At 64.3% G+C, this 5,753-nt stretch carries 6 protein-coding genes; 5 read left to right on the top strand and 1 reads right to left on the bottom strand.

The genetic code is table 11. The annotated features are described in order from the left end of the window. Positions 1-194: GntR family transcriptional regulator (locus tag WA702_RS25770; RefSeq protein ID WP_425113364.1), on the bottom strand; the 194-nt coding region annotated here is incomplete at its 3' end. Between the two features lie 125 nt (positions 195-319). On the opposite strand from WA702_RS25770, the gene WA702_RS25775 reads away from it, so the two are divergent. The 5 genes from WA702_RS25775 to WA702_RS25795 are packed head-to-tail and all read left to right on the top strand — an operon-like array spanning position 320 to position 5,727. After that, on the top strand, positions 320-1,573 hold the full coding sequence (locus tag WA702_RS25775; protein WP_425113365.1) for a CaiB/BaiF CoA transferase family protein: 1,254 nt from the start codon (positions 320-322) through the stop codon (positions 1,571-1,573). Positions 1,574-1,630: 57 nt separating this feature from the next. After that, positions 1,631-2,623: a Bug family tripartite tricarboxylate transporter substrate binding protein gene (locus WA702_RS25780; protein WP_425113366.1), complete on the top strand. Its 993-nt coding sequence runs from the start codon at positions 1,631-1,633 to the stop codon at positions 2,621-2,623. A 57-nt stretch (positions 2,624-2,680) separates the two neighbouring features. Beyond that, the gene (locus WA702_RS25785; protein ID WP_425113367.1) at positions 2,681-3,163 is read left to right on the top strand and encodes a tripartite tricarboxylate transporter TctB family protein; all 483 of its coding nucleotides are present in this window, start codon (positions 2,681-2,683) and stop codon (positions 3,161-3,163) included. Between the two features lie 12 nt (positions 3,164-3,175). Further along, positions 3,176-4,714 carry a tripartite tricarboxylate transporter permease gene (locus WA702_RS25790; RefSeq protein WP_425113368.1) on the top strand — a complete coding sequence of 513 codons (1,539 nt, stop codon included), beginning with the start codon at positions 3,176-3,178 and terminating at the stop codon, positions 4,712-4,714. Continuing rightward, a complete protein-coding gene (locus WA702_RS25795) occupies positions 4,711-5,727 on the top strand; it encodes a 4-hydroxythreonine-4-phosphate dehydrogenase PdxA (protein WP_425113369.1) in 1,017 nt (338 codons plus the stop codon). The genes WA702_RS25790 and WA702_RS25795 overlap by 4 nt, the downstream gene beginning before the upstream one ends. The last annotated feature ends 26 nt before the right edge of the window (positions 5,728-5,753 follow it).

Here is a 5,753-nt window from a genome sequence, read left to right on the forward strand (position 1 = left end):
GCGGCGCGCGAGCCGCGGTTGGGCAATAGCTGCACCAGACCTTCGGCGGCGAGCACCTTGAGGGCTTCGCGCAGCGGGGTGCGCGAGATCTGCAGCCGCTCGCACAGGTCGCGCTCGGGAATCCGCGCGCCGGGAGGGATCTCGCCATCGAGCAAAATCGCTCTGATACGTCCGACAACCTCCTCATGGAGCATTCGCGCAAATTCCATTTTTGCATGCAAAATTAGGCTTCGAAGCCAGATTTTAGAACATTTCGCTTGAATGTGCCAGAGTTTGCATTCAGATTGTCAAAAACAAGAAGATGAGAGCGAGGGCGTCCATGGGCATCCAAGATCACGACGCACGCAAATCCGGGCCGCTTGCGGGTCTCAAGGTCATTGATCTCACCCATGTCATGGCGGGGCCGACCTGCACGCTGATGCTGGCCGACATGGGCGCCGACGTCATCAAGATCGAGAAATGGCCCAACGGCGACGACACCCGCCATTCGGTGCCGCCGAAGATCGGCGATGAGGCCGCGTCCTTCCTGATGATGAACCGCAACAAGCGCGGCATCGTGCTGGACCTCAAGACCGACGGCGGCAAGCAGGTGCTGCGGCGGCTGATAGCGAGCGCCGACGTGCTGGTCGAGAACTTCGCACCGGGCGCCATGGAGCGGCTGGGCTTCGGCTATGAGGAGCTGCACCGCGAGTTTCCCGCACTGATCTATTGCTCGCTGTCGGGCTTCGGTCGCACCGGCCCGTACAAGCACCGGCGCGGCTTCGACCTTGTCGCGCAGGCGATGAGCGGCATCATGAGTTTTACCGGCGAACGGCCCGATGGTCCGCCGGTGAAATGCGGTCCGCCATTGTCCGACATCACCGCCGGCCTGCTCGCCAGCATGGGCATCCTGGCTGCCTATACCCACCGGCTGAAGACCGGCGAAGGACAATGGGTCGAGACATCGCTCTATGAGGCGGCGTTGGTGCAAACCTACTGGCAATCGACCATCGCGCTTGCGGCGGGGACGGCGCCGCGCGCCATGGGCTCGGCGCATCCGCTCAACGCGCCGTATCAAGCCTTTGAAGCCTCCGACGGCTGGCTCGTCGTCGGCGGCGCCAACAAGAAGCATTGGCTGTTGATGCTGGAAGCACTCGGCGCGAGCGAGCTTGCGACCGATCCGCGCTTTGTCACCGGTGCCGATCGGATGGCGCACCTCAAGGAGCTTGACGCTGTCTTGAGCGAGCGCTTCCGGACCATGCCGCGCGCGCATTGGCTCGCGGCGCTCGACGAGAAGGGCGTGCCCTGTGGTCCCGTCCACGACATGCTGGAGGCGCTCAGCGATCCGCAGACGCTGGCGCGCGAGATGGTCGTCGAGGTCGAGCATTCCACGCTCGGGCCGGTGAAGACGATCGGGCTTCCCGTCAAATTCTCGGAGACGCCGGGCAAGGTGCGCACCGGCGCACCTGTCTATGGCGAGCATACGCGCGAAGTGCTCGCGGAGCACGGGTTTGACCAGAGGCAGATCGAAGCGCTCGAACAGGAAGGCGCAATCGTTTCGGCATCGACGGAGCGCACCGAACAGGTCGCCTGACGAGGGTGAGACGGACTACACAGCAAAATAAAAACAAAGATTCAAACGGAGGACATGATGCGCACCACGATGCCGGCTTTGCTGTTCGTATCCGCAATCGCGCTGACCGGCTTGAGCCCGGCTTCTGCAGCCTGGCAGCCCGAGAGGCCGATCGAGTTCGTTGCCACGGCAGGACCGGGCGGCGGGACCGACAATCTGGCGCGCGCAGTGCAGAACATCATCACCAAGTACAAACTGACCGGTGAACCGGTCGTCGTGGTCAACAAGGGCGGCGGCAGCGGTGCCGAGGGCTACGTGTACGCCAAGGCATCCGCGGGCGATCCCTACAAGGTGATCTTCGGCACCTCGAACGCCTGGCAGCAGCCGCTCGTCTCCAAGGTCGCCTTCAACTACACCGATCTGACGCCGATCGCGGCGATGGCGCAGGACGAGTTCCTGCTCTGGGTCAAGCAGGACGCGCCATACAAGACCGCAGGCGATTATCTGAAGGCGGCCGCCTCGCATGATTTCAAGATGGGCGGTGCGCAGTCGAAGGATACCGATGAGGTGCTGACCCGCATGATTGAGAAGGTCGGACACGTCAAGCTGACCTACATCCCATTCAAGAGCGGCGCGGAAGCCGCCGTGCAGCTTGCCGGTGGGCACATCGATTCCCACGTCAACAATCCCAGCGAAAGCCTCGGCCAATGGCGTGGCGGAACGCAGCGTCCGCTCTGCGCTTTCAGCCCGAAGCGGTTGCCGGAGGGACCCAAGGTGACCGCGACCGAGGGCTGGAGCGATGTACCGACCTGCGTCGAGCAGGGCCTCGACATCCCGCAATATGAGCAGCCGCGCACGGTGTGGCTGCCCGGCAAGATCACGCCGGATCAGGCCGCCTATTATGTCGACCTCATGAAGAGGGTGCAGGCGACGCCGGAATGGAAGGACTACATCGAGAAGACTTCGCAGGTCGATACCTTCCTGACCGGCGCTGATTTCGACAAGTTCATCAAGCAGGATCTCGAGCACCTCAAGCAGGTCGCGAGCGAGCAGGGGTGGCTCATCAAGTGAGCCGGTGAAGGACTGCGCAAGAATGCCCTGTCGTCTCACGCCCGGCTGGAAACAGCGATGATATCGCGCCGCGCTCTCGAAGTCGCAACCGCCATCCTCACCGGCAGCTTCGGTGTGGCGGTGGTCGTCTCCAGCCTCGACAACGGCATCGGCTGGTCGAGCGACGGCGTAGATGCCGGCACCTTCCCGTTCCTCACCGGCATCATCATCGTGCTTGGCAGCCTCTATAATCTGGTGAGAGGCGTGCTGCCGGCCACGACGCTCGCAAGCGTGCCTATTGCGATCACACCGTTGGAGCTGCGCCGGCTCGCCGGCCTGTTCGTGCCGGCCGCGATCTTCGTCGCGGCCATCCCGCTGGCCGGAATGTATCTCGCCGCAGCGGCCTATATCTTCGCGGTGCTCGCCATACCGAAGCATCAGTCTCTCCCGCGCGCGTTGGCTGTGGCGGCGACGACATCGCTCGCGCTCTATGTCGTATTCGAGCGCATGTTCGAGGTGACGCTGCCGCACGGTGCGCTCGGCGCCGCGTTAGGCTTTTAACGGAGAGCACCGATGGACAATCTCCACGAGCTCTTTCACGGCTTCGCCATCGCCGTCACCATGCCGCATCTCCTCCTGATGGTCATCGGCGTGCTGCTTGGCATTCTTGTCGGGGTGCTGCCGGGCTTGGGCGCGCCGAACGGCGTGTCGCTGCTGCTGCCGTTGACCTTCGGCATGCAGCCGGTGTCGGCCATCATCCTGCTCTCCAGCATGTATTGGGGGGCGCTGTTCGGCGGCTCGGTCACGTCGATTTTGTTCAACATCCCCGGCGAGCCGTCCTCCGTCGCGACCACCTTCGACGGCTACCCGATGGCGCGCGACGGGCGGCCGACGACGGCGCTTGCAACCGCCTTCGGCTCGGCCGCGTTCGGGGCGCTGGTCGGCGTCATCCTGATCACCTTTCTCGCATCATGGGTCGCGCAGGTCGCACTCGCGTTCGGGCCGCCGGAATATTTCGCGGTCTATTTCCTCGCCTTTGCGAGCTTCGTCGGCATGGGCGGCGCGGCGCCGATCAAGACCGTCGTGGCGCTGGCAATCGGGTTTGCGATTGCCGCGATCGGTATCGACACGGTGTCCGGCAGCGTGCGCCTCACCATGGGCGTCGACGAGCTCGTCAAGGGCGTGAGCTTCGTCGTCGCGGTCATGGGCCTGTTCGGCATCGGCGAGCTGCTTGTCGCGGTGGAGGAGGAATTTCACGCCCGCGCGGTCTCCTCGAAGATCGATTGGCGGGAGGTGTTTCGTGCGGTCGCCCGCCTGCCGCGGCATAGCGTGGCCTTGCTGCGCAGTGCTGCGATCGGATGCTGGATGGGCATCACGCCGGGCGGCCCGACCGCGGCGTCCTTCATGAGCTATGCCATCGGGCGACGTTTCTCGCGCCGCGGCCGATACTTCGGCACCGGCGAGGTCGAAGGCATCATCTCACCGGAAACCGCCGACCATGCGGCCGGCACCAGCGCGCTGTTGCCGATGCTCTCGCTCGGCATTCCCGGTTCGGCGACCGCAGCCGTCATGATGGGCGGGCTGATGATCTGGGGCCTCAATCCCGGACCGATGCTGTTTGTCGACCAGAAGGACTTCGTCTGGGGGCTGATCGCCTCGATGTATGTCGGCAACATCGTCGCCGTCGTGCTGGTGCTGCTCACAGTGCCGGTGTTCGCCGCGCTGATGCGGATACCCTTCGTCGTCATCGCGCCGCTGATCGTGATCATCTGCGTCGTCGGCGCCTATTCGGTGTCCAACTCCTATCTCGACGTGGTGCTGATGCTCGGCTTCGGCGTTGTCGGCTACCTCTTCAAGAAACTGTTCTATCCCTTGGCGCCGCTGGTGCTCGCGATCGTCATCGGCGACAAGGCCGAGGACGCGTTCCGGCAGTCGATGCTGATGTCCAAGGGATCGCTCGACATCTTCTTTGCAAACCGGCTGGTGACGAGCCTGGTGGTGGCCGGCATTGCATTGCTGCTGCTTCCGCTCGTTCTGCAGCTCGTGCATCTGCTGCGCAAGCCCGCGCCGGCCGCCGCCAAGACGAACAATCAAGAGAAGGCGATCATATGACCGTGAGACCGCTCGTCGCGCTGGCGATGGGAGATCCTGCCGGCATCAGTCCGGAGCTGACCGCGAGGCTGGGGGCGCTGGATGACATTCGCGCCCGCTGCGGTATCGTCGTCATTGGTGATCGCCGCATCTTCGACGCGGGCGCACGCATTGCCGGCGTCGCGCCGCAACTGAAGATGATCGAGCAGGGCACGAACTTGCGCAGGGACGACGCGGATGCGCTGTTCGTCGATCTCGGCCATCTCGATCCGGCTGACGTCGAGCAGGGCGCTGCGAGCCTCGCCGGCGGCACATTCGCGCTGGCCAACTACCGGTACGCGCTGGAGCTTGGCCGGGACGGGCGTGTCGACGCCGTCTGCTTCACGCCGTTCAACAAGCAGGCGATGCGGCTCGCCCGTGCCGACTATGATGACGAGATCGCATTCTCCGCCGAGGTCGTTGGATTGAAGACCGCGGCCAGCGAGTTCAACGTACTGGATCGGCTCTGGAATGCGCGCGTCACATCGCACATCCCTTTCAGAGACATCGCCGCGCGACTGTCCAGTGAACGAATCCATCGCGCGCTTGCGCTGACCGACGGCTGCATGCGCAATGCCGGCTTCGCACGTCCGCGCATCGCAGTGGCCGGCTTGAACCCGCACGCTGGCGACGGTGGCAATTTCGGCCGCGAAGAGATCGAAATCATTGCGCCGGTCGTCGCTGCGGCTCAGCAACAAGGGATTGCGGCCGAGGGGCCGTTCCCGGCCGACACGGTGTTTTTGCGCGCCAAAGCCGGTGCGTTTGATGCGGTGCTGACGATGTATCACGACCAGGGCCAGATCGCGATGAAGCTGATGGGCTTCGACCGCGGTGTGACCCTGCTCGGCGGCTTTCCGTTTCCAATCTGCACGCCCGCCCACGGCACCGCGTATGACATTGCCGGGCAGGGCGTCGCTTCAGTCGGCGCGAGCCGCGCTGCGCTGCTGCTCGCGGCCGAGATGGCTGCTGCTGCGTCGTCAGGTCGCCGGCCGTGAGCACCGGCTCAGTCGCGGGCCGATAG

The organism is Bradyrhizobium sp., assembly GCF_049798375.1.
Classification (GTDB): domain Bacteria; phylum Pseudomonadota; class Alphaproteobacteria; order Rhizobiales; family Xanthobacteraceae; genus Bradyrhizobium.

Bases quoted from the DNA above. Each gene is read 5' to 3' on its own strand.
- WA702_RS25775 (WP_425113365.1), top strand. From the start codon at position 320: ATGGGCATCCAAGATCACGACGCACGCAAATCCGGGCCGCTTGCGGGT.
- WA702_RS25780 (WP_425113366.1), top strand. From the start codon at position 1,631: ATGCGCACCACGATGCCGGCTTTGCTGTTCGTATCCGCAATCGCGCTG.
- WA702_RS25785 (WP_425113367.1), top strand. From the start codon at position 2,681: ATGATATCGCGCCGCGCTCTCGAAGTCGCAACCGCCATCCTCACCGGC.
- WA702_RS25790 (WP_425113368.1), top strand. From the start codon at position 3,176: ATGGACAATCTCCACGAGCTCTTTCACGGCTTCGCCATCGCCGTCACC.
- WA702_RS25795 (WP_425113369.1), top strand. From the start codon at position 4,711: ATGACCGTGAGACCGCTCGTCGCGCTGGCGATGGGAGATCCTGCCGGC.